Origin of the sequence: Collinsella aerofaciens (genome assembly GCF_039836695.1) — a bacterium.
GTDB lineage: Bacteria > Actinomycetota > Coriobacteriia > Coriobacteriales > Coriobacteriaceae > Collinsella > Collinsella aerofaciens_BD.
This window is the reverse complement of record NZ_JBDPAC010000005.1, coordinates 101,554-122,470: the sequence shown is the minus strand read 5'-3', so window position 1 is coordinate 122,470 and position 20,917 is coordinate 101,554. Positions and strand designations below refer to the sequence as shown.

The 20,917-nt window shown below is 60.4% G+C and carries 18 protein-coding genes; 9 read left to right on the top strand and 9 right to left on the bottom strand.

Features of this window, described 5'->3' with window-relative positions:
- Positions 1-16: 16 nt before the first annotated feature.
- Positions 17-1,339, bottom strand: a complete 1,323-nt coding sequence (locus ABG996_RS04225) for a hypothetical protein (RefSeq protein ID WP_347478410.1) — start codon at positions 1,337-1,339, stop codon at positions 17-19.
- A gap of 24 nt (positions 1,340-1,363) precedes the next feature.
- On the bottom strand, positions 1,364-2,101 hold the full coding sequence (locus ABG996_RS04220; RefSeq protein WP_347478411.1) for a DUF4428 domain-containing protein: 738 nt from the start codon (positions 2,099-2,101) through the stop codon (positions 1,364-1,366).
- Between the two features lie 442 nt (positions 2,102-2,543).
- On the opposite strand from ABG996_RS04220, the gene ABG996_RS04215 reads away from it, so the two are divergent.
- Complete coding sequence (locus tag ABG996_RS04215) at positions 2,544-4,031, top strand: helix-turn-helix transcriptional regulator (protein WP_347478412.1); 1,488 nt, start codon at positions 2,544-2,546, stop codon at positions 4,029-4,031.
- Positions 4,032-4,212: 181 nt separating this feature from the next.
- Here ABG996_RS04215 and mgtA read toward each other — a convergent pair whose 3' ends face one another.
- Positions 4,213-6,981 (bottom strand): magnesium-translocating P-type ATPase, encoded by a 2,769-nt coding sequence (gene mgtA, locus ABG996_RS04210; protein ID WP_347478413.1) that lies wholly within the window; start codon positions 6,979-6,981, stop codon positions 4,213-4,215.
- 679 nt (positions 6,982-7,660) lie between these two features.
- Between mgtA and ABG996_RS04205 the strand changes: the two genes are divergently transcribed.
- The 5 genes from ABG996_RS04205 (at position 7,661) to rpiB (ending at position 12,441) form a co-directional block, all read left to right on the top strand.
- A complete protein-coding gene (locus tag ABG996_RS04205; protein WP_117821517.1) occupies positions 7,661-8,599 on the top strand; it encodes a sugar phosphate isomerase/epimerase family protein in 939 nt (312 codons plus the stop codon).
- Between the two features lie 3 nt (positions 8,600-8,602).
- Positions 8,603-9,979 carry a PTS transporter subunit EIIC gene (locus ABG996_RS04200; RefSeq protein ID WP_117821518.1) on the top strand — a complete coding sequence of 459 codons (1,377 nt, stop codon included), beginning with the start codon at positions 8,603-8,605 and terminating at the stop codon, positions 9,977-9,979.
- 215 nt (positions 9,980-10,194) lie between these two features.
- Positions 10,195-10,980, top strand: a complete 786-nt coding sequence (locus ABG996_RS04195) for a DeoR/GlpR family DNA-binding transcription regulator (protein WP_347478414.1) — start codon at positions 10,195-10,197, stop codon at positions 10,978-10,980.
- Between the two features lie 261 nt (positions 10,981-11,241).
- Complete coding sequence (locus ABG996_RS04190; protein WP_117821519.1) at positions 11,242-11,895, top strand: ribulose-phosphate 3-epimerase; 654 nt, start codon at positions 11,242-11,244, stop codon at positions 11,893-11,895.
- Between the two features lie 69 nt (positions 11,896-11,964).
- The gene (gene rpiB / locus ABG996_RS04185; RefSeq protein WP_117821520.1) at positions 11,965-12,441 is read left to right on the top strand and encodes a ribose 5-phosphate isomerase B; all 477 of its coding nucleotides are present in this window, start codon (positions 11,965-11,967) and stop codon (positions 12,439-12,441) included.
- A gap of 277 nt (positions 12,442-12,718) precedes the next feature.
- Here rpiB and ABG996_RS04180 read toward each other — a convergent pair whose 3' ends face one another.
- Positions 12,719-13,729, bottom strand: coding sequence for a LacI family DNA-binding transcriptional regulator (locus ABG996_RS04180; protein WP_347478415.1), 1,011 nt, complete (start codon positions 13,727-13,729; stop codon positions 12,719-12,721).
- A gap of 468 nt (positions 13,730-14,197) precedes the next feature.
- On the opposite strand from ABG996_RS04180, the gene pyrE reads away from it, so the two are divergent.
- A complete protein-coding gene (gene pyrE / locus ABG996_RS04175; protein ID WP_347478416.1) occupies positions 14,198-14,878 on the top strand; it encodes an orotate phosphoribosyltransferase in 681 nt (226 codons plus the stop codon).
- Positions 14,879-15,289: 411 nt separating this feature from the next.
- Here the strand turns inward: pyrE and ABG996_RS04170 are convergent, their stop codons facing one another.
- A complete protein-coding gene (locus ABG996_RS04170; protein WP_148345172.1) occupies positions 15,290-15,703 on the bottom strand; it encodes a MurR/RpiR family transcriptional regulator in 414 nt (137 codons plus the stop codon).
- Between the two features lie 326 nt (positions 15,704-16,029).
- Here ABG996_RS04170 and ABG996_RS04165 point away from each other — a divergent pair, with 326 nt between their 5' ends.
- Both ABG996_RS04165 and ABG996_RS04160 read left to right on the top strand, forming a co-directional pair.
- Positions 16,030-16,566 carry a PTS sugar transporter subunit IIA gene (locus ABG996_RS04165; RefSeq protein WP_035136613.1) on the top strand — a complete coding sequence of 179 codons (537 nt, stop codon included), beginning with the start codon at positions 16,030-16,032 and terminating at the stop codon, positions 16,564-16,566.
- A 236-nt stretch (positions 16,567-16,802) separates the two neighbouring features.
- Positions 16,803-17,360, top strand: a complete 558-nt coding sequence (locus ABG996_RS04160) for a hypothetical protein (RefSeq protein ID WP_035136614.1) — start codon at positions 16,803-16,805, stop codon at positions 17,358-17,360.
- Between the two features lie 288 nt (positions 17,361-17,648).
- On the opposite strand, the gene ABG996_RS04155 is transcribed toward ABG996_RS04160, so the two are convergent.
- The 4 genes from ABG996_RS04155 to ABG996_RS04140 all read right to left on the bottom strand — a co-directional run bounded on the left by ABG996_RS04155 (position 17,649) and on the right by ABG996_RS04140 (position 20,878).
- Positions 17,649-18,317, bottom strand: a complete 669-nt coding sequence (locus ABG996_RS04155) for an HAD family hydrolase (protein WP_347478417.1) — start codon at positions 18,315-18,317, stop codon at positions 17,649-17,651.
- A gap of 105 nt (positions 18,318-18,422) precedes the next feature.
- Positions 18,423-19,457, bottom strand: a complete 1,035-nt coding sequence (hypE, locus tag ABG996_RS04150; protein ID WP_347478418.1) for a hydrogenase expression/formation protein HypE — start codon at positions 19,455-19,457, stop codon at positions 18,423-18,425.
- Positions 19,458-19,505: 48 nt separating this feature from the next.
- Positions 19,506-20,618 carry a hydrogenase formation protein HypD gene (hypD, locus tag ABG996_RS04145; RefSeq protein WP_347478419.1) on the bottom strand — a complete coding sequence of 371 codons (1,113 nt, stop codon included), beginning with the start codon at positions 20,616-20,618 and terminating at the stop codon, positions 19,506-19,508.
- On the bottom strand, positions 20,618-20,878 hold the full coding sequence (locus ABG996_RS04140) for a HypC/HybG/HupF family hydrogenase formation chaperone (protein ID WP_161160040.1): 261 nt from the start codon (positions 20,876-20,878) through the stop codon (positions 20,618-20,620). Before ABG996_RS04140 ends, hypD begins: the two co-directional genes overlap by 1 nt.
- Between the last annotated feature and the right edge of the window lie 39 nt (positions 20,879-20,917).

The following is a 20,917-nucleotide window of genomic DNA, read 5'->3' as shown; positions in this document are numbered from 1 at the left end:
GTATTGGTCAGAATGGCTAATCGTCCTTGTTGTCCTTCATGACAACGGTGGTCTCGGTGTGGCTGAAGGTGTCGTGCTTCTCGGTCAGGTCGAGCTCGCCACAGTAGCAATCGGCGTGGGTGGCCTCGTTGGCTGTCTTGAGCTGGCCCACCAGCAGCACGTCTGCGATGACCACGATAATCAACGGCGCGACGATGTTGATGAGGATGCCCTCGACATCAAAGGCGAGGTAGTCCGGATCGAAGGCATTCCCACCCATAAAGAGAATCTGGGAGAGGACAAACCCAATCACAAAGAACAGCACCGAGGCGATGACGAGCTTGGGCTTGGAGCAGGGGAGCTCGCCGACCATGCGGCCGGTCTGGCCGTTCATGGCAAACAGATAACTCTTGCCGTTCCACGAGGTGGAAAGCATCCACACGGGGAACAGGGCGTAGTCGCTGTCTTCCCAGGTGTAGTCGAGCTGCTTGCTTTCGACCGTGGCGTCATCATATTCGTCGACGACGGTCTCGCGCAGGGCCGAGATCGTACTTTCTTCCATACGACGCTCGGCGCGCGCCTTGCAGGTTTCGCAATCCTCGTCGTAGCGGTTGGCGATGTAGCCGGGCATATACGCGACCGAGAACGGGCGCAGCGCGTCGTAGTCAAACGGCTCGATGGCGTCCATATGGCCGTCGGGCATCTTGGACGATCCGTCGACGGGCACGCGCTCAAACGAGATATTGCCTTTACGGTAGGCGTCGTAGTGGTCGGTGGTCGTGACGGTGCGATCGGATTCCTCGGTCACGGTCTCGTTGGTCGCATCAAAGCACACTTCGCCGTCAACGCGGGCGCCGTAGAGCCAAAACGGCACGTAAACGCCTTGGACTTCGTCGATATGGTTGCCGGTGACAAAGCTCTTGGGCAGCAGGATCTTGCCCTTGTAGTGCTCCTTGAGTGCGGCCGTGACATCGTTGCGCCCGAGCTTAAACGGGATCACCAGGTCGGGCGAGAAGTCGCCCGAGAGCTGACCAGGTGCCACGGCGGGGTTGCCGCAGTACGGACAGGTGGTAACGGCGACGGTGCCGTCCGAGACCAGCTCGGCACCGCACGACGAGCAGATGTAGCCGGCGTTTTGAGCCAGCTCCTGCACGGCATCGTCGACAGCAGACTTGGGGGCCGCGGCTGCGGCATCGGCTTTGGCATCTGCCTTGTCCTGGCGCTCGCGATAGAGGGCCTCGACTTCTTCGACTTCAAAACGCGAATCGCAGTAGTCGCAGACGAGCTTTTGCTCGGCACTGGCAAAGTGAAGGGGGCCGCCACACGCGGGGCACTGATAGTTGACACTCTCGAAGGCCATGATCGGTCCTTTCCGTGCCGGAGACTATGCGCCGATGGCGCCGCCGCAGTATTCGCAGCGCCCGCTGGCATCGGGAATGGTGGTGGCTCCGCAGAAGGGGCAGGTGACCGCGGTCTTGGGGGCCTTAGCGGCCACGACGCTGTCGCGCGTTTCCTGACGCAGCTGCACCAGCGCGTCGCGGACCTCGGTTGCCTGGCGCTTGGCCTCGCGGTATTCGATGGAGCCGCGCTGATCGATGGTGGAGTCGTTTACGCGCAGGTTGATTTCGGTAAAGTACGGCGTGTTGACGTGGATGGTCAGGTTAAAGTCGTAATCCAGGTCGTAGCGCGGCGGGTTGTAGCTCTCGCGCTCGCCGTCCTTGGTCTCGCGATAGATCTCGGTGCGATGCTCGTCGATATCCATATCGCAGCCGAGTACCTGTGAGAACTCGATGATGTCGGGATTGGCGTCGCGCCAGCGGCTCTGTGAAGTGATGATCAGCAGGCCCGCGTCCTCATCGAGCATGATGTTGGTGCGCCCGGCAGAGAGCGTGCGCGTGGGGTTGAACGACGCCAGACGCTCGGCATTGGCCTCGCGGTAGGCGAGCTGCTCGCGGATATCGTCCGCGGTGCTGGAACGATAGCCGTGAAAGAAGGGGGAGAGCTTGCCGACGCACTCTTTGCACAGGTAGCCTTCGTTGATCTTGGTCTTCCCCAAAAGTCCCAGCTCGGTACCGCAAATCGCGCACTCTTTCTTCTCGAACATCTTGTCAAAGAAGCCCATGGCTGCCTCCCATCAACAGGTAGCGTGTGTCACTTTTGATGATGGGCGAGCGCGCGATCTTTCACGATACCCAGACGGCTCAACGAGTCTCCACAACTGGGACACATGGCCCATTTTGACTAGTCGTTGGGGACGTTCTTAAACGACTAGTCGCGGGGGACACTCTTCGGCCACTCATTGGGGACGTACTTAAATGAGTGGTAGTTGGAGACACTCCTTGCCGAGCTAGAGGTCTCGCGTGCCCCTTCTGGGCCATGCGGCTCAAGATCTCGGCGCGATGTGGACGACTGGGGTCGAATTTGCAGCATTTCGAGCTTGGCTTTGATATTGAGATTGGTTCTTTATTAAAATAGTTTTCAGACCAATTAAGCGGATGGGGGTTAACCATGAGGGGCATGGGAGACACAACCGCATATCTGCGTCGGGGCATTCGGGAGATTATATGCCTGGCGCTGTTCTTCTTCACGTTTTGGGCGGCGAGTATCTCTTTGATGCGCGCATGGCCGAGTTCGTGTCTCCGAACGAGGTCGTTATTTATGAGAGCCTTGTCATCGGCGCGAGCGTGATTGGCTTCTTTGTGCGTCCCATTCTGTACTATCACCGTCCCCATGCCATCGACGCAACGAGTGACGTCACGGGCGTTTTGCTGGTGGCGGCATTGCTGCTGTTGATTATGGCGGTTCAGGTTGAGGTGGTAATTGCCGGCGGTTTGGTGGCGTGCTGCGCGCTGGGCTACTGCGGATCGACTGCCCACGCAAACTTTGCGCGACGCTTTGCGCGGACGCCCTGCTTGGCGCGCGCCGCCGCACTTTCCTATGCCATGGGCGTTCTGGTACAGGTGATCAACCACATGGTGATGCCTGTCGGTATTCCTCAGCAGGCTGTTCTGGTCGTCTGTGCGATCGCGCAGGTGGCGTTGCTCCACGGTGCCCGACGCGCCAAGCTGCGCGACGAGTCCGACCCCAACTTTGAACCCAGTGCTGCCGGGCTTTCGGTAGATGCTCTGGAATATGGCGCCAAGTGGCATGACGATCCCGAGGCAAAGGCGGCATTCCGTCGCGCCGTAGTTCGCCTGACCGTGGCGACGGCGTATCTTTCCAGCGTATTCGCCGCTCTCAACGCGGGCTTCACGACCTTGCATGCTGTCGGAGCCGTCGATTTGGACGATTGGCCGCGCCTGCTGCTTGTCGTGAGCTCGTTGGTCGCTGGCGCACTATTTGACCTGCACGGCCGCTCGTATATGAATATCGGCATGACATGTGCCGCCATACTGTCCACGCTTTCGTTCTTTGTGCTCATCGTCGACGGTAATGGTGGCAACGAGCTTGCTGCCACGATCATTTTTTATCTGGGCTCGGGCTTTTTCGTGGTGTTCTTTACCACAAAATATGCCGCCGTCTCGCTCTATGCGCGCTGGTCATATTTTTGGCCGTGCATGGGTCGCGTCGTCAACAACGTGTGCTCGATGTTCGTGACGGCGCCGGCAGTGGCGATTATCTCGAGTCAAAATGTGCTGGCTGCGGTCGGTGCGGCGCTCGTGATGTTTGTGGGCATTGCGATTACGCTGCTGGGGCAGTTGGGGCAACGGGCCGATGATGCCGCGATGCGGGACGGACTGCCGCTTGCCACCGACGATCTTGGTGGGGATCTTGCGCCCACATGCTCCGACCCCGAGCCCGTGGAGGCAGCGGAGCTCACGTCCGATGAACGCCTTGATGCCTTCGTCGCCACCTTTGGGCTTACAGAGCGCGAGCGCGATATTCTTGAGGTCTTGGTCGTTTCGGACCAGAGCGTTCAGGACATCGCCACAACGCTCTTTCTTTCGCGCTCCACGCTCTATCGCCACATTTCCTCGATCAACAAAAAGGCCGGTACCGCCTCGCGTGTGGCCCTTATCAACTTCTTCTGGTCCTGGACACCCAAGGACTAGCTAACCTCCCAATAAGTTGCGGTGGAATAGTCCCTAAATTAAAGTCACGGGGCTTTAAACAGGAACTATTTCACCGCAACTGCTGGGGGGATAGACTGCGGCGGCGGCAGAGGCAACGGCAGCGGCGTTGGCAGCTGTGGTAGTGGCAACGGCAGCTGGCAGGGTGTTTTCCGCCTACTTGCTACAGCAGCTCGCCGTGGCGGGCAATGTAGCGGCGCTTTGCCAGCTGGGTGAGCGCGATATAGGCGGTAACGATGCCAATGAGCAGCCCAAAAAAGCTCGTGGGCAGCGGCATGAGGCCGAGCGCATCGGCGATGGGGCTTGCCGGCAGCCAGGTGACGAGCGCCAGGCCCAGCACGGTAAGAACGCACAATGCGGGCGCGGCGTGGTCGCGCGGGCTCGGCAGATGCGGGGAGCGCAACATGTGGACCACGAGTGTCTGCGACCACATGGACTCGACAAACCAGCCGCTCTGGAAGAGCGCAGCAAAGGTCGCCATACCCGCGACGTCGCCCGCGGCGGCAAGCTCGGACCAGCTTGCGTCCACGGCGGCGGGGCACACGACAAAGAAGAGCGCGGCGAAGGTCACGATGTCAAACAGCGAGCTCACGGGGCCCAGCTCGAGCATAAAGCCCTTGATGGACGCGGCGTCCCAGGCACGCGGGCGGGCAGTCCAGGCGTCATCGACGGTGTCCCACGGCAGTGCGATGCACACGATCTCGTAGACCAGCGACAGCAGTACCAGCTGCAGGGCGCTCATGGGCAAAAACGGCAAGAACAGGCTCGCGACGGTCACGGACAGCACATTGCCAAAGTTGGAGCTCACCGTGGTCTTGAGGTACTTGAGCAGGTTGCCGTAAGTGCGGCGGCCTTCGATGATGCCGCGCTCGAGCACGCCCAGGTCCTTCTGAAGCAAGATGATATCGGCGGATTCCTTGGCAATATCGACGGCCGAATCGACCGAGATGCCGCAATCGCTCGCACGCATGGCGGCGGCGTCGTTGATGCCGTCGCCCATAAAGCCCACGGTGTGGCCGAGCATCTCGCGCATGACACGTACCAGGCGCGCCTTCTGCAGCGGCGAGAGCTTGGCGAAGAGGTGGGTTTTCTCGGCGCGCTTGGCAAGTTCGGCGTCATCGAGCGCATCGATCTCGGAGCCGAGCAAGACGTTGCTCGCATCGATACCAATCTGCTCGCAGACGGTGGCGGCGACGCGGTCGTTGTCGCCGGTTAGGACCTTGACCGCCACGCCCTTGGCCTCGAGGGTGGCGACGGCGCCCGCGGCACTTGCTTTGGGCGGATCGAGGAAGGCCAAAAAGCCCATCAGCACCATGTCGCACTCGTCGGCGATGCCAAACTCGCCCACGCAGCGCGGATTGGTCTTCTGCGCCACGGCAATTACGCGTAGGCCCTCGGCGTTAAGTCCGGCGATCTGCTTGCGAATCTGGGCGAGCTTCTCGTCGGTGAGCGGCTGAGCGATGCCATCGATCTCGACAAAGGAGCAGATCTCGAGCATTTCCTCGGCAGCGCCCTTGGTAACCATCTGGGTTTTGCCTTGGGCGTCGGCGACAACTACGCTCAGGCGACGGCGCGAGAAATCGAAGGGAACCTCGTCGACCTTGGTGTAGCGGTCGCGCAGGCTCTGGCCCAGCATGGAATCGGGTGCGACGGTCGAGGGCGTCACATCGGCACGGTCGATTACGGCCAGGTCGATAAGGTTTTTGAGGCCGGTCTGGAAGAAGCTGTTCAAAAACGCATGGCGCAGCACGCGCGCGTCCTCGTTGCCATCGGTGTTGAGGTAGCGCTCGAGCACGATGCGGTCTTCGGTGAGGGTGCCGGTCTTGTCGCAGCACAGGACGTCCATCGCTCCGAGGTTTTGAATCGCCGGCAGCTCCCTGACGATAACCTGGCGACGGGCGAGGTCCTTGGCGCCCTGCGACAGGCTCGTGGTCACGATGACGGGAAGCATCTGCGGCGTGATGCCCACGGCCACGCTCGTGGCGAACAGCAGCGCGTCGATGACGTTGCCCTTGGTGGCGGCGTTGATGGCAAAGACGGCCGGCGCCATAACGAGCATGAGGCGTACGAGCAACATGGAGACGCTCGAGACGCCGCGGTCAAACGCGCTCTTTTCGCCGCGCCCGTTGAGCATCTTGGCGATGCCGCCCAGGTAGGTGTCCGAGCCGGTGGCAACGACAAGCGCCATGGCGGCGCCGTTTTGCACGGAGGTGCCGGTAAAGACGATGTTCTTGCAGGCAGAGTGTGGCAGTGCGGAGCCGTCGGCGCCCTCGACGACGGTGACGGCGGTGGTCTTCTCGACGGCCTCGCTCTCGCCGGTGAGTGCGGACTCGATCACAAACAGGTCGCGCGCGGTGATGATGCGGGCATCTTCCGGCACCATATCGCCGGCAGAGAGGCGGATTACATCGCCGGGGACGAGCTCGTCGAAGGGGATCTCGATGCGCTCGCCGTCGCGCAGGGCGGTGCAAGTGTTGGAGACCAGGTCCTTGAGGGCCTCTGCCGCATTGCCGCTGCGGGCTTCCTGGATAAACTTCATGCCGCCCGATACCAGCAGCATGGTGCCGATGACGATGACCGTGGAGGGGTCGCGCTGCGGTTCGGGCACGGCGAGCACGTCGATGTAGAGCGAGACCAGTGCGAGCGCGGCGAGGATGCCGGCGAAGGGATCGATGAACGCGTCGGCGATGCGGCGGGCGAGCGTTTTGGTCGTTGCCTCGATGGTGTTGGGGCCGACGGCGTTCAGGCGCTCAGTTGCCTGCTCGACGGTGAGGCCGTTTGCCGTGGCGTCAAGCAGTACGAGGGCGTCCTCGGCACTATGGGTGGCGGCGAATATGGTGTTCTTGGACAGGCCGGTATGAGTGGCAGGCCGCGCCGTGCGGCGGCGCTTGGAGATGGCTTCGAGTACCGTGACGGTTTTGAGCATCAGCATAGGGTCCTCCTTGTTGAGGGGAGTTAGCGTACGTGTCGTATTTGCTTCAAAAAACCTAGATGTCGCTCACGTCATGCTCGCGAATCCCCGTAAAGAGGACAGGCAGCTTTGTGGTGAGTATTATGGTGCTTGTGCTCGTGAATGAGTGACAGCGATCGGCTGCTGGCGTTTATGCGAGCGGGGAATCCTCGTGGCGTGCCGAGGGCGACATGCAGGTTTTTCGACTATGACTGCCTTCCATGGCACACCTCCTTAAGGCCGGGCGCAGGGCGCGCTCCAGGCACCTTGTACCCGTTTCAATCCGCCCGTATTTTTGACGAGGGGGTTTACCGTGTCAACCCCATGCAAGCTTTCTTCATTTTGCGTCACCGTCGCCGGCGAACGGTTGATTTTGCCTGTAAACGGTAGTTAAGTTCAGATTAAATCAAATAGTATCAAGAATGGTCAAACTTGATTAACAGCAAAGCCACAAGGTAGATGGCCATTTGCAGTGAAAAACTCTGACACAATGAGAAAAAGAATGAAAAATATTGATTGAAAATGAACTTACGTGGCAGTAATCTACATGTCACAGGGTAAGCCCCGGCGCGCAGGCGGCGGCCCTTATCGAATTACGGATATAGATCAGGTGCTCGAACGAGCAGAAACGATTAAGGACGAAGGTAAAGGACGTAGAAGCATGAAGCTTGCAACTCGTATCAACTCCTATTTTCGCGATGGCGACAAGAATCTTGATCGCGTGTTCGCGGAGTTCCAGAGCGTGGGCCTCACGCACGTCGACCTCAACTACCCCGAGCACTGCACAGGTGTCACGGCGGAGGACATGGCCGCCAAGCTCGCAGCTCACGAACTGCAGCTGAACGGCTGCGCGCTGCGCTTCCGCAACGCGTTCCTCAACGGTGACCTGGGCAATGCCGATGATGCCCTTGCCGCGGAAGCCCTTGAGCTCTGCTACGAGGCGTGCGACTACTGCCGCACTGCCGGTGGCAACACGGTGACCATCTGGCTCGGCCACGACGGTTTCGACTACAGCTTCCAGATCGCCTATGCTCGCGTCTTCGACCAGCTCGTAGCCGCATTCCAGAAGGTCTGCGATTATGCGCCCGACCTCAAGATCTCGATCGAGTACAAACCCTACGAGGAGCGCGCGTACGCGTTCATCGACTCCATGGGCATGACCGGCATGATCCTCAACGCTGCAGACCGCCCGAACCTGGGCGTCACGCTGGACTACTGCCACATGCTCATGAAGCACGAGAACCCCGCCATGGCCGTCGACCTGTTCGGCCGCGAGGGCAAGCTCTACGGCATTCACCTAAACGACGGCAACGGTCGCTTCGATGATGGCCTTATGATTGGTACGTCCACGCCGGTGAAGACCCTCGAGTTCCTCTACTACGTGAAGAAGCACGGGTACGACAGCGCGATCTACTTCGACACGTTCCCGGTCATCGAACCCGCTGCCGGCGAGGCTACGCAGAACGACCAGATGATTCATCTGCTCAACGATGCAATCGAGACCGTAGGCATGGAGAAGATCCAATCCGTTATCGATGCAAACGACGCGATTAAGGCAGCCGAGCTTGTCCGCGAGCTCTTCTGCGCAATGGGGAGGTAACCAATGAAACGCGACTGGAACGCGATGGCTCAGGGGATTCTGGACGCCGTCGGTGGTCCCGAGAACATCTCGGGCATGACGCACTGCGCGACGCGCCTGCGCCTCAATCTCAAGGACGACGCGGCTTGTGACGACGCTGCGGTCAAGGAAGTCGAAGGCGTTGTGAACACGCTGAACAAGGCTGGTCAGTATCAGGTTCTCATCGGCACTGAGGTCCCGAAGCTGTACGAGAAGTTTGAGCCGCTGGTCAAGGGCTCGGGCGTGGAGATCTCCGCTGCTACCAAGGACGAGGGCGAGAGCATCGTCAGCCAGATCTTCTCTGCGATCTCCGGCATCTTTGCCCCGCTGCTGCCCGCCATGGCCGGCTCCGGTATCCTGCGCGGCTTCGTCATCCTGGCTGCCCAGCTCGGCATCATCGCCGAGGGTACGGGTACCTACACCATCCTGTACACCCTGGCCATGAGCGTGTTCTACTTCCTGCCCGTGCTGCTCGGCTTCTCGGCCGGTAAGCGCTTCGGCGCGAGCCCGTACCTGTCGGCGCTGCTCGGCGCGTGCCTGCTCTACCCGGACTTCATCGCCCTCATGGGCGACGCGGGCAACGGCGCCATGACGGATTTCTTCGGCATCCCCGTTGTTCTCATGAGCTACAACTCCACGGTTATCCCCGCCATCCTGTCCGTCTGGGTCTACTCGTTCCTGTACAAGTGGCTCGATGAGCACGTCTCCGAGATGCTCAAGCTCGTCGTGCTGCCCGCCATCTCCCTGATCGTTATGGTTCCGCTCACGATGCTCGTCATCGGTCCCCTAGGCGTCTACGCCGGCGAGGGTATCGCCTTCGTGGTCAACTGGCTGATCGAGCGCAGCTCCTTGCTTGCCGGCGTGCTGGTTGGCGGCGGCTGGTCCGTGCTCGTGTCCATGGGTATCCACTGGGCCGTGAACCCCATTATGATCAACAACATCGCCCAGAACGGCTTCGACTACATCTGCCCCTTCACCTTCGCCTGCAACTTCGCCGTTATCGGCTGCGCCTTCGGCGTGTTCCTCAAGGCCCGCGACCAGAAGCTCAAGAGCTTTGCCATGACCGGCGTCGTGTCGATCGCCCTGTCCGCCATCATCGAGCCCACGCTGTTCGGCATGCTCGTGAAGAACAAGAAGGTCTGGCTTGCGCAGATCATCGGTGGTGCCGTCGGCGGTGCGTTCCTCGGCATCATGAAGGTCGTCACGACTGCCTTCACCTTCGGTTCCGTTACCACGTTCCCGGCTTTCGTGAGCTCCGACCCCATGAACTTCGCTTGGGCCATGGCCGGCATGCTCATCTCTGCCGTCGTGGCCGGCGTCCTCGCCTTCATCTTCACCGGCAAGGAGGACCAGCTTGCCTAAGAGCTTGAGGTGCGCTTCCCTTGGGTGCTGTCTCACTTGAGGCGCGGTGCCTCGCCCGGGGCTCGTTATCCTTGCTCAAGGAGCGTCGCCCTTACGTGAGGGCGTCAACCTCGTTCAAATTGTGAACGAGCGGGTTGGTCAATCGATTAAAACGGCCGTTATCGTTGCGGATGGCGGCCGTTTTTCTGCTCGTGCGTTACACTTCTCGAAAAGAAATGAACGAGCGTGAAGCAAAGTGGTTTGGAGAGGTTCCCGATATGATCCCGTATGAGCGCCAGGAGCGAATTGTAGAGTGCCTGCAGAAGTCGGGCCTTGTGAGGATTTCTGAGCTGCAGGAGGAGCTGCCGGGCGTTTCTATTTCGACGCTGCGCCGCGACCTCAAGGAGCTGGAGGCGCTCGGCAAGGTTGAGCACCTTTCGGGCGGCGCGGTGAAGTTGGTCTCGGCCGTTCACGAGGTGAGTATCTCGACGCGCTCGGGTTTGCATGGGAACGAGAAGGATCAGATTGCCCAGGTCGCCCTGCGTCTGGTTGAGGACGGGGACACGCTCTATCTGGACTCCGGTTCAACCTGCACGGCCCTGCTGCGCCTGCTGCTCGACCGCGACGTGACGATCTACACGACGGACGCCTCGGCGTGCCTGATTAAGAGCGAGACGCGCGCCCAGCTCATCGTAGTGGGTGGCGAGTTCAACCACGTGAACTCCTCGTTTTGCGGCTCCATGACCGAGTCGATCCTGCGCGATCTGTACTTTGACAAGGCGTTCATCGGGACCAACGCGATTGACGAAGACCGGGGCATCATGACGCCCTCGTATGTGGAGGCAACGAAGAAGCGCATCGTGCGCGAGAACTCGAATAATGTGTACGTGCTGTGCGACAGCTCGAAGTTTCATAAGTTCTCAAATGTTCGGGCTTTTGGGTTTGATGGCGTGGCGATCATCGCGGAATCCTATGACGAGAAGATCGCCCAACATGCGCGCCTGATCACGCCGGAGGCGTAGGGTTCAAGGCCCACGCCCGTGCGAGCACGGCCCATGGTGGCCAGCTGAATGGCGGGGCCTCTTTCTAGGGAACACAACGGCTTTTCGCCGTACGGAATCCGTATGACGCCAGCTAGATAGACAAATATGACAACGTTGTGAATCTAGAGAAACCTGTAGGTTAACAACGTGGTTAAACGATTAATCAGCCAGACTTTAGATACAGGTTAAACGATTAATTATCAACGAGTAGATAACCAATGAGCAGATAAGGAGTTCACCATGTTGCTCTGCCCCAGCCTCATGTGCGCCGACTACGGCAACCTGCGTGCGACCGTCGAGGAGCTCGACGCCGCCGGCATTGATATCTTCCATTGCGACGTGATGGACGGCAGTTTCGTTCCCAACTTCGCCATGGGCCTCGAGGACATTAAGGCCGTGCGTGCTGCTACTAACAAGCTCGTCGACGTGCACCTTATGGTCGAGAACCCCGCCAGCAAGGTGGAGCTTTTTGCCGCCGCGGGCGCGGACATCATCTACATCCACCCGGAGTCCGAGCGCTACGTGGTCAAGACCCTCGCCGCGATCAAGTCTCTTGGCAAGAGCGCCGGTATTGCCGTGAACCCCGACACCTCGATTTCCGAGGTTGAGGAGATGCTGAACCTCTGCGACTACGTGATGGTCATGACGGTGAATCCGGGTTTTGCCGGCCAGAGCTTTATCGAGTTCACGAACGACAAGGTACGTCGCCTTGCCGCTCTTAAGGAACGTTTCGGCTTTGAGCTCATGATCGACGGCGCCTGCTCGCCCGAGCGCGTGCGCGACCTGTCCGCTATCGGCGCGGACGGCTTCATCTTGGGTACCAGTGCGCTGTTTGGCAAGGACGCCGGTTACGAGGAGTGCCTGCGCCGTCTGCGCGCCGGCGAGGTGTATTAGACGCGAAAAGGCAAATTAGGACGAAATAAGCGCGCGACACGCGCGAGCGGATTTTGAAAGGGGTCTCTTATGAAGATCGGTATTGGAAACGACCACGTTGCGGTTGAGTACAAGGAAGCCATTGCGGCTTATATCCAGGAGAAGTACGGCTATGAGGTCGTGAACTTCGGCACGGACAGCACCGAGCGCTTTGACTATCCCATCGCGGGTGAGGCCGTGGCGAACGCGGTCGTGGCCGGGGAAGTCGATCGCGGTATCGTGATCTGCGGCACGGGAGTGGGCATTTCGCTTGCCGCGAACAAGGTGCGCGGTATCCGTTGCTGCACCTGCTCTGAGCCGTATTCCGCTCGCTTGTCACGCGAGCACAACAACACCAACATGCTCGCATTTGGTGCTCGCGTGGTAGGCATCGAGCTGGCCAAGATGATCGTCGACGCCTGGCTCACCGGCGAGTTCGAGGGCGGCCGTCACCAGCGCCGCATCGATATGATTCGCCAGATCGAGGCTCGTCAGCTCGTGCGTGCGGAGGAGGCACGCGGCTGGTAGTGGAAAAGCCCGTCACCCGTGTGGTGGCGGGCTTTTTGCATATCGCGCGTGGGATAGAGCGCATGCGAGAGGAAAGCTCGGCTGCTTCGGACGGTGTTGGAGGGGGTGCCTGAGAAGACCGAGATCATGCACATCGCCTAACTGTGGTTTCTTCCATTGTCATCCATCCGCTACTCAGCAGGTCGTCCCTAAACCGTCCGAAACAGCCGAGTTTTGGAAACCGACTCCCTCGGGGGATAGGCTGAGCATCACGTTGGGACCATTTACCATCCGCGGTCTAACTGCTCGCGCGCTGCACGAGCTTGACAGGGACAAGCGTCTCCATCTCGGGTTTCTCGCCGCGCAGCAGGGCGAGCAGGGCCTGACATCCCTCGTGCGCGAGGCGCTCGGGGAAGCGGCGAATGGTGCTGATCTGCGGCGTCGGGATCTGCGCGTACACGGAATCGTCGAAACCGATGAGGCGGACGTCCTCGGGTACGCGCTTGCCGGCCGCAACGAGCGCCCGCAGCGCACCCACGGCAGCGTGGTCGCTATGGGTAAAGATGCCGTCGACGGGGCAACCCGTGGAGAGGAAGTCGGTCACGAGTTCCTCAGACTCGATGATGCTCGGCTGCTTGCCCGAGACAAACAGCTGGTAGTCGCGGCACAGCGGCATCCCATGCGCGGCAAGCGCCCGCTCGTAGCCCATCTGACGCTCGTTTCCGGGGTAGTTGGCCGTAAAACTCGAGATGCTCAGGATGTTCTTGCAGCCGCGCTCGATGAGGTGCTCGGTTGCCATGTAGCCGCCGCCGATGTTGTCGGAACCCACGTGCGGGAAACCGAGGTCGTTTTCGGGCGCGCGGTCGATGCAGACCACGGGAATGCCGTGGGGGACAAATTCGCCGTCGAGCCTGCGCAGGCCGGAGATGCAGATGATGCCATCGGCTTGTTTGCTCGCAAGCGTGCGGAAGTAATCGCGCTCGCGGGCGGGGTCGTTGGCGCTGTTGCAGACAAAGACCGAGTAGTCCTCGGTGGCGAGCTCGCGTTCCACATGCAGGGCGATCTTGGAAAAGAAGTCGTTCGAGATGTCCGGCACGATCATGCCGATGGTCCGGGACTGGGCCATGCGGAGGCTCTTCGCCGCCATATTCGTGACGTAGCCGTATTCCTCGACGGCGGCTTCAACACGCTCGCGGGTGTCTTCGGAAAAACGGCCACTGCCGTTGATGACGTGGGAGACCGTGGCGACGGATACGCCGGCCGCTGCGGCAATCTGGCGCATGGACGAGCGCTTGCCGGGTGTGGGCATGGGGCCTCCTGCTGTTTGCGAGTGGTTAACAGGTTAACTGAGATTGTAGCGCATGCGCGATGCCGCGATGGACTCCATGTGCCCAGCCTATAAACTACGCCGCTGAACAGGCAATATTATCCATATGTAGGACCTGAGTAACAAAACGCCGCCGTTTGCTCGACGGTATGGGACCGCTTGTCGCCAGCGGATATAAGGGCTCTCAGTCCAATGTGGATAAACGTTTAACCTACAAAGCGTCAAAACATCGGCGCTCAATACGTCAAACACGAACCCTCAACGGGGGAGTGGCGTCGAGAGCGCTATGGAGGTGTGCAGAGAACGGTTAATAACACTCCGGAGAGCGATCACATAGAAGCAGGGCAGGCACCTCAGCGGCATCGGTTCGCTGAGGTGCTTTCTGGTAAGCTAAGAACCGGATTCACACGCGCCCGTCCAAGCTGGACGCGCCTATTGGAAGGGAGACCCATGGAGGCTTACAAGCAAGAATTCATCAAGTTCATGGTCGAGTCCGACGTGCTTAAGTTTGGCAGCTTTACGCTCAAGAGCGGCCGTCAGTCCCCGTTCTTTATGAACGCCGGCGCCTACGTGACGGGCTATCAGCTCAAGAAGCTGGGCGAGTATTACGCCCAGGCCATCCACGATAACTTTGGCGACGACTTTGACGTGCTGTTTGGGCCGGCCTACAAGGGCATTCCCCTGGCCGTCGTGACCGCGATTGCCTACCACGAGCTGTACGGCAAGGAGATCAAGTACTGCTGCGACCGCAAGGAGGCCAAGGACCACGGTGCCGATAAGGGCAACCTGCTGGGTTATGAGCCCAAGGACGGCGACCGCGTGGTCATGGTCGAGGACGTCACCACCAGCGGCAAGTCCATCGACGAGACCTATCCCAAGGTTAAGGCTGCTGCCGACGTCGAAATCAAGGGCCTGATTGTGTCCCTCAACCGCATGGAGGTCGGCAAGGGCGGCGTGACCACCGCGCAGAAGGAGATCGAGGCAAAGTACGGTTTCCCCGTCGCGAGCATCGTTTCCATGGCCGAGGTCGTCGAGACCCTCTACAACCACGAGATCGACGGCAAGGTCGTCATCGATGACGAGCTCAAGACCGCCATCGACGCCTACTACGAGCAGTACGGAGTGCGTTAGTTACGGCGTTTTACCAAACGCCGTAACCGGCCGACGCTGCGCGCCGCCCAGAGCGACAATTTGTCATTCAAAAGGCAAGGCATGACCAGAAGGTCAATGCCTTGCCTTTTTCATGCCAACTTGTTCGCTCTGGGCGGCGCTCGCTGTCCGTCCTCTACCCGCGGCGTTGCCCCGCTCCGGATGCGGCACTTGGGGACGTTCTTAAATGGCTAGTCACCGGGGACGTTCTTGTTTGACTAGTCGTTTAAGAACGTCCCCAATGACTAATCACCACATGTGAGCCTGGCCTCCTGCGTCAGATTCTAATAACGAGTTTACGGAATAAATAGTTATTAGAGTCGATATGGCCGACCTAATGACGAGAAGTCGTTATTAGGTCGGCCGTTAGTCATTGGGGATGTTTTTAAATAGCTACTTGAGCCCGGGGAGGCGGGTGTAGGGGAATGAACGCTCTAGGAATTCGGCGCAGCGGGCGTAGTCTTTGGCGAAGTAGCTGCTGTAAAGCGAATCGAGCACGTATTGCACGGCGATGTGGCTCGCGAACTGCGTGATGCGATGCGTCATGCTCTCGTGGTCGCTCACCGTGAGATAGGCGGCAAAGCCGGGGTGAATGCGCGCGCAATAAGGCGTGCCGATGACGATGACCGGGACATGCCGACTGCTGAGGATCGGCAAGATGCCCTTGAGGTTGGGGGCAAGGCCGCTGTAGGAGATGACGATTGCCGCATGGTCGGGACCCGAGGCGAGCGCCGTTCGCACCTGGGCCTCGACACCGTCGTGGCACGTCGCGCTTTTACCGGCGGAGAGCAGGCGATCGCGGAACATTCCCGCTGGATAGAGGTTGTGCGAGCCGTGTAGATGTCGACCTGTCGGGCGTTCGCGATGAGCTTGGCGGCATGGTCAAGTTGCGTGGGGTCGAGCAGCTCCTGCGTTTCGGCCAGCGTGGTCTGGTAGAGCCCCTCCATGCGCTCCATAACCTGCGCAGGCGATACTCAGCTTATCGACCCGCGATGCAAAGGAGATACTCATCCCACGAGTACTACCGGGAAGGGCTCTCGATTCGAGCTCTGACCTTAGCAATTTGGCCATTTGGCACTATAATCACCATAGGCATGCGCATAACGTTGCGCTTAATCAAGAGGAGAAAACGTATGGGTCTGTTTGATATGTTCAAGAAGAAGGCTGAGCCCGCGGCTGCCGCTGCTCCGGCCTCCATCTCTGCTTCTGCCGGCGCCGACGTGCTGTGCTCGCCCGTCAAGGGCAAGGTCATCAAGATGGCCGACGTGCCCGATCCCGTCTTTGGTGGCGAGGTTCTGGGCAAGGGCTGTGCCGTGTGGCCCGAGGATGATCTGGTCTACGCTCCCTGCGACGGTAAGGTGACCGTCACCATGGGTCACGCCGTGGGTCTGCAGTCCGATAGCGGCATCGAGGTTCTGGTGCACGTTGGCGTCGATACCGTCAACATGAACGGCGATGGCTTCGAGGGCTTCGTCAAGGCCGACGACGTTGTGAAGGCCGGCCAGCCCATACTCAAGATCGACCGCGCCAAGATCGCCGCTGCCGGTTACAAGGACTGCGTCGTGGTGGCCGTGTCCAACACCGCCGAGTTTGCCGACGTCGAGCTCACCGTTGAGGCAGAGTCCGCCGTCGCCGCCGGTGACGCCATCGTTAAGGTCGTTCGCAAGTAAACTGCGGCGTTCAAAGGATGTGCAAGGGTGGTCGGGTTTTCCGGCCACCTTTTTTATTGCACCGTGGGGAAGCGTTTTATTGCGCGTTGGGCGGGCTTGCAAACCGTTCGGACGCTAAAACGAACCGACCGCGCCTTCGCGTTGCCGAGGGTGTTCATAAGTGGATAGTATGGGCTTACTTATTACAACGTGTGCCGCGTCCGGGAAGCGCGGTGCCGCTCATTGGGAGGAACAACATGAAAAAGAAGCTGCTGCTTGCGCCCCTCATGGCCGTCTTGGTTGCATGCGTGGTCGTGCTTTCCGGCTGTGGAGGTCCTTCGGTTGAGGAGCTCATCACCGAGGATCTTACGACGCAGTTTGACGAGGTCAAGAACGGTGGCGACGACTTCCTTTCTGGTCTGGAGGAAGCTTCGGGCGACGAGTTCGAGCAGCTGGGTATCGATCCCAAGGAGTATGCCAAGACCTATCTCGAGGGCTTTGACTACAAGATCGGCGACGTGACGGTCGACGAGGACAAGGGTGTCGCGACCGCCGAGGTCTCTATCACCTGCAAGTCTATGAACAAGATCGTCGAGGACTTCTCCACCCAGTATCAGGAGAAGGTCGCCGCGCTTGACACGGTTCCTTCCGATGACGAGCTGTACAAGATGGCCGGTCAGGTTATGGTCGATGTGACCAAGGCCACCGAGCCCAGGAAGACCACGGTTATCTTCAAGTACACCTGCAACGACGACGGCGAGTGGTCTGCCGACGACTCCGTCAACTCCGAGATGATGGATGCAATGCTGAGCTAGTTCGTTGCGGCGTTTTACCAAACGCCGCAACTGCTCGACGTTGCGCGGGCACCAGAGCGACAACTTGTCATTCAAAGAGGACGGTATGACCAGAAGGTCTATGCCGTCCTCTTTTCATGCCAATTTGTTCGCTCTGGTGTCCGCTCGCTGTCCGTCCTCTACCTGCGGCGTTGCCATTGTTGGGGTAGTCGTTGGGGCGTTCTTGTCTGACTAGTCGTTTAAGAACGTCCCCAACGACTACTTTCCGCGCAACAGCATTGTCGCAGCTGCGTTAAGCAGTGTCGCTCGTTACTCGCCCAGGATTAGCGCTGCGAGCTCGCCCTGGGTGTCCACCACGTAGTCGGCGCCGGCGGCTTCCAGCTCTGCGCGGCCGCGGAAGCCCCAGCTGACGCCCGCGCTCTTAAGGCCGGCGTTGTGACCGGTCAGGATATCGACATTGGAATCGCCTACGTAGAGCGTGGTCGACGGATCGGCGCCTAGCTCCTCCATCACATGCAGCGTGACGGGTGCTTCGGGCTTGGGCGGAAACGCATCGACACGGCCCTGTACCAGCGCAAAGCGCTCGGAACCAAAATACTTCTCGATAAGCGGAGCCGCCGAGACGTGGTCCTTGTTAGTGAGCACGGCAAGCTGCACGCCCGCGGCGCGCAGGCGGTCGAGCATCTCGATCGTACCGGCATAGGGGGCGGTGTGGTCCTCCTTGTGCTCGCCGTAGTAAGCCCTAAACTCGGCAAGCGTTTGCTCAAACATACGGCTGTCGCCCGCATACTCGGCAGGCATAAAGCGTTCGACCAGCTTGAGCATGCCGTTTCCCACCTTGTAGCGGTACTCGTCAACGGCAAACGTGGGCCAGCCGTGCGCCTCGCAGGTATGGTTGCCGGCGGCCGCCAGGTCCTCGAGCGTGTTGAGGATGGTGCCGTCCAGGTCAAAGATCACATGGGAAAAAGCTGCTGCCATGGGTGCTCCTGTCGCTTGAGTTGTAAAACGCACCCCATGATACTGGGCATGCGTGCCGGGCATGTTTGGAATCTGAATATCTTTAATAGCCCTGAGCCTTTGTCGTTAGCAAATTCTCGGCAGCTGCTCTCCTACGAGCATGTCGAGGATGCGGGTCGAACCCCAGCCGGTGCGCACGCGCACGGCGGGGCGGGCGCCCTCGGCAAGTGGCAGCACGCGGCCGATAATCGCGGCGTTCTCGCCGTAGCGGGCGGCGCGCATGGCGGCCAGCGCCGCATCGGCTTGCTCGGCCGGCACGACGGCAACCATCTTGCCCTCGTTTGCCACCTGCAGCACATCGTAGCCGAGCATCTCGCAGGCGGCCTGCACGTCGGGACGCACGGGCACGGCATCCTCGTCGACCTCCATGGCAACATTGCTGGCCTGGGCAAACTCGTTGAGTGTGGACGCCAAGCCACCGCGCGTGGGGTCGCGGAAGCAGCGTGTGTCGGGTGCTGCGGAAAGCACATCGGCAATCAGGTGGTTGAGCGGCGCGGCGTCGCTTTCGATGGTGCTCGAAAACGCCAGACCCTCGCGCTGACTCATGATGGCGATGCCGTGGTCGCCCAGTGTGCCCGACACCAGGATGACGTCGCCGGGCCGGCAGTTTGCGCCACTGAGCGCCACGCCCGCGGGTACCTCGCCCACACCGGCGGTATTGATATAGACGCCGTCTGCCCCGCCGCGCTCGACCACCTTAGTGTCGCCCGTGATTATGGACACGCCCGCTTCGTGCGCCGTTTCGGCCATCGTCTGCACAATCTGGTGGAGCTTATCCATGGGATAGCCCTCTTCGAGGATGAAGCCGCACGATAGGTAGCGCACGTTGGCACCCGAGGTCGCGACGTCGTTGACGGTTCCGCACACGGCGAGGCGGCCGATGTTGCCACCGGGGAAGAACTGCGGCGAGACTACAAAGCTGTCGGTCGACATGGCGATGCGCCCGCTCGCGGGCAGCGTGGCGACGCCGGCGTCGTTGCCTTCGAGCAGCTCGGGCGACCCAAAGGCATCCAAAAAGACCTCATCGATGATGCGTTTCATCATCTGGCCGCCGGAGCCGTGGCCCAGCAGGACGGTGCTGTCGGTAACGCTATGGGACATATCGAAAACTCCAATCGTGGGTGGTGCCGGTGTGCGGGTGTGTCCGGACTAGTCGCGGTAGCGGTAGTACGCCGCGCAGCTGCCCTCGGAGCTCACCATGCACGGGCCGACGGGGTGCTCGGGCGTGCAGGTACGGCCAAAGAGCGGACAGCTGCTCGGTGTAATGGCCCCGCGCAGCACGTCGCCGCAGCGGCACCCGCGCGGCTCGACTGTCGCCTCAACGGGCACATCAAAGCGGGTACGGGCATCAAAGCGCGAGAATTCGGGACGAATGGCGAGTCCCGAAGCCGCAATCGGCCCCAGCCCGCGCCACGTGGTGTCGCATGGTTCAAACACCTGCTCGACCAGCTGGCGCGCCACGGGATTGCCGTCTGCGTTGACGCCACGGCGGTAGGCGTTGTCAATCGCCGGCCTGTCCTCGACAACCATCTGGACCAGCATGCAGATGCCCTGCAGGATATCGACCGGTTCAAATCCCGTGACCACGCCCGGGGTATTGAATTCGTCGACCAAAAAGCTAAAGGGCGCCAAGCCCGTGATGGTGGCGACGTGGCCCGGCAGGATAAAGCCGTCGATGGTGGTCTCGGGGTCGTTGGCGATGGCGCGCAACGCCGGCGGCGTGGTCTTGTGGGCGCAATAGACCGAGAAGTTCAAAAGCCCGCGCGCCTCGGCCTCCAAGATGGCGGCGGCGATGGTGGGCGTCGTAGTCTCAAAGCCCACGCCCATAAAAATGACCGGGCGATCAGGGTTTTGCTCGGCAATGTCGAGCGCGTCGAGCGGGGAATAGACGATGCGGATATCGCGCCCCGCCGCCTTTTGCGCAGCGAGCGAGGTGGATGATCCGGGCACGCGCATCATGTCGCCAAAGGTGGTGATGATGGCGCCGTCTATGTTGGCGAGCGCGATTGCGTGGTCGATGTCGCGGTTGGCGGTGACGCAGACGGGGCAGCCCGGGCCGCTCAGCAGCTTGAGCCCGGCCGGCATAATGGAGCGAAAGCCATAGCGCCCGATGCTCACGGTATGCGTGCCGCAGACTTCCATAAGGTTGATGGTGCGGTCGCCGACAAGCTCATGAATGCGCTCGATGAGCTCGCGAGCCAGCTTGGGATCGCGGAATGCCGAGAAATCGATACCGGAGCGCGCCGGCTGCTCGGGCGCCACTAGTAAGCCTCCGCCGGGTCGGTGGTCAGCTGGTCTTCTTCGACCAGCTCGGACATGGCATTAACAAGCTCGAGCGTTTCCTGTGCTTCCTGCTCGTCGACAATCTGGATGCCAAAGCCGGCGTGTACGAGAATATAGTCGCCAACCTGCGCCGTCGGCACGAGTCGCAGCGACACGGGGCGCTCGATGCCCATCATGTCGACGGTGGCCTTGAGGTCGTCGTCGCGTTTGACTACTTTACCGGGAACGGCAAGGCACATATTGTTCCCCTTTTATACGCTTTGCGCTGGACGGGCGCT

Bases quoted from the DNA above. Each gene is read 5' to 3' on its own strand.
- ABG996_RS04205 (WP_117821517.1), top strand. From the start codon at position 7,661: ATGAAGCTTGCAACTCGTATCAACTCCTATTTTCGCGATGGCGACAAG.
- rpiB (WP_117821520.1), top strand. From the start codon at position 11,965: ATGAAGATCGGTATTGGAAACGACCACGTTGCGGTTGAGTACAAGGAA.
- ABG996_RS04170 (WP_148345172.1), bottom strand. From the start codon at position 15,703: ATGTTCCGCGATCGCCTGCTCTCCGCCGGTAAAAGCGCGACGTGCCAC.
- ABG996_RS04190 (WP_117821519.1), top strand. From the start codon at position 11,242: ATGTTGCTCTGCCCCAGCCTCATGTGCGCCGACTACGGCAACCTGCGT.
- ABG996_RS04165 (WP_035136613.1), top strand. From the start codon at position 16,030: ATGGGTCTGTTTGATATGTTCAAGAAGAAGGCTGAGCCCGCGGCTGCC.
- mgtA (WP_347478413.1), bottom strand. From the start codon at position 6,981: ATGCTGATGCTCAAAACCGTCACGGTACTCGAAGCCATCTCCAAGCGC.
- ABG996_RS04180 (WP_347478415.1), bottom strand. From the start codon at position 13,729: ATGCCCACACCCGGCAAGCGCTCGTCCATGCGCCAGATTGCCGCAGCG.
- ABG996_RS04215 (WP_347478412.1), top strand. From the start codon at position 2,544: ATGCCTGGCGCTGTTCTTCTTCACGTTTTGGGCGGCGAGTATCTCTTT.
- ABG996_RS04160 (WP_035136614.1), top strand. From the start codon at position 16,803: ATGAAAAAGAAGCTGCTGCTTGCGCCCCTCATGGCCGTCTTGGTTGCA.
- hypE (WP_347478418.1), bottom strand. From the start codon at position 19,457: ATGTCCCATAGCGTTACCGACAGCACCGTCCTGCTGGGCCACGGCTCC.
- ABG996_RS04140 (WP_161160040.1), bottom strand. From the start codon at position 20,878: ATGTGCCTTGCCGTTCCCGGTAAAGTAGTCAAACGCGACGACGACCTC.
- ABG996_RS04200 (WP_117821518.1), top strand. From the start codon at position 8,603: ATGAAACGCGACTGGAACGCGATGGCTCAGGGGATTCTGGACGCCGTC.
- ABG996_RS04155 (WP_347478417.1), bottom strand. From the start codon at position 18,317: ATGGCAGCAGCTTTTTCCCATGTGATCTTTGACCTGGACGGCACCATC.
- ABG996_RS04225 (WP_347478410.1), bottom strand. From the start codon at position 1,339: ATGGCCTTCGAGAGTGTCAACTATCAGTGCCCCGCGTGTGGCGGCCCC.
- pyrE (WP_347478416.1), top strand. From the start codon at position 14,198: ATGGAGGCTTACAAGCAAGAATTCATCAAGTTCATGGTCGAGTCCGAC.
- ABG996_RS04195 (WP_347478414.1), top strand. From the start codon at position 10,195: ATGAACGAGCGTGAAGCAAAGTGGTTTGGAGAGGTTCCCGATATGATC.
- ABG996_RS04220 (WP_347478411.1), bottom strand. From the start codon at position 2,101: ATGGGCTTCTTTGACAAGATGTTCGAGAAGAAAGAGTGCGCGATTTGC.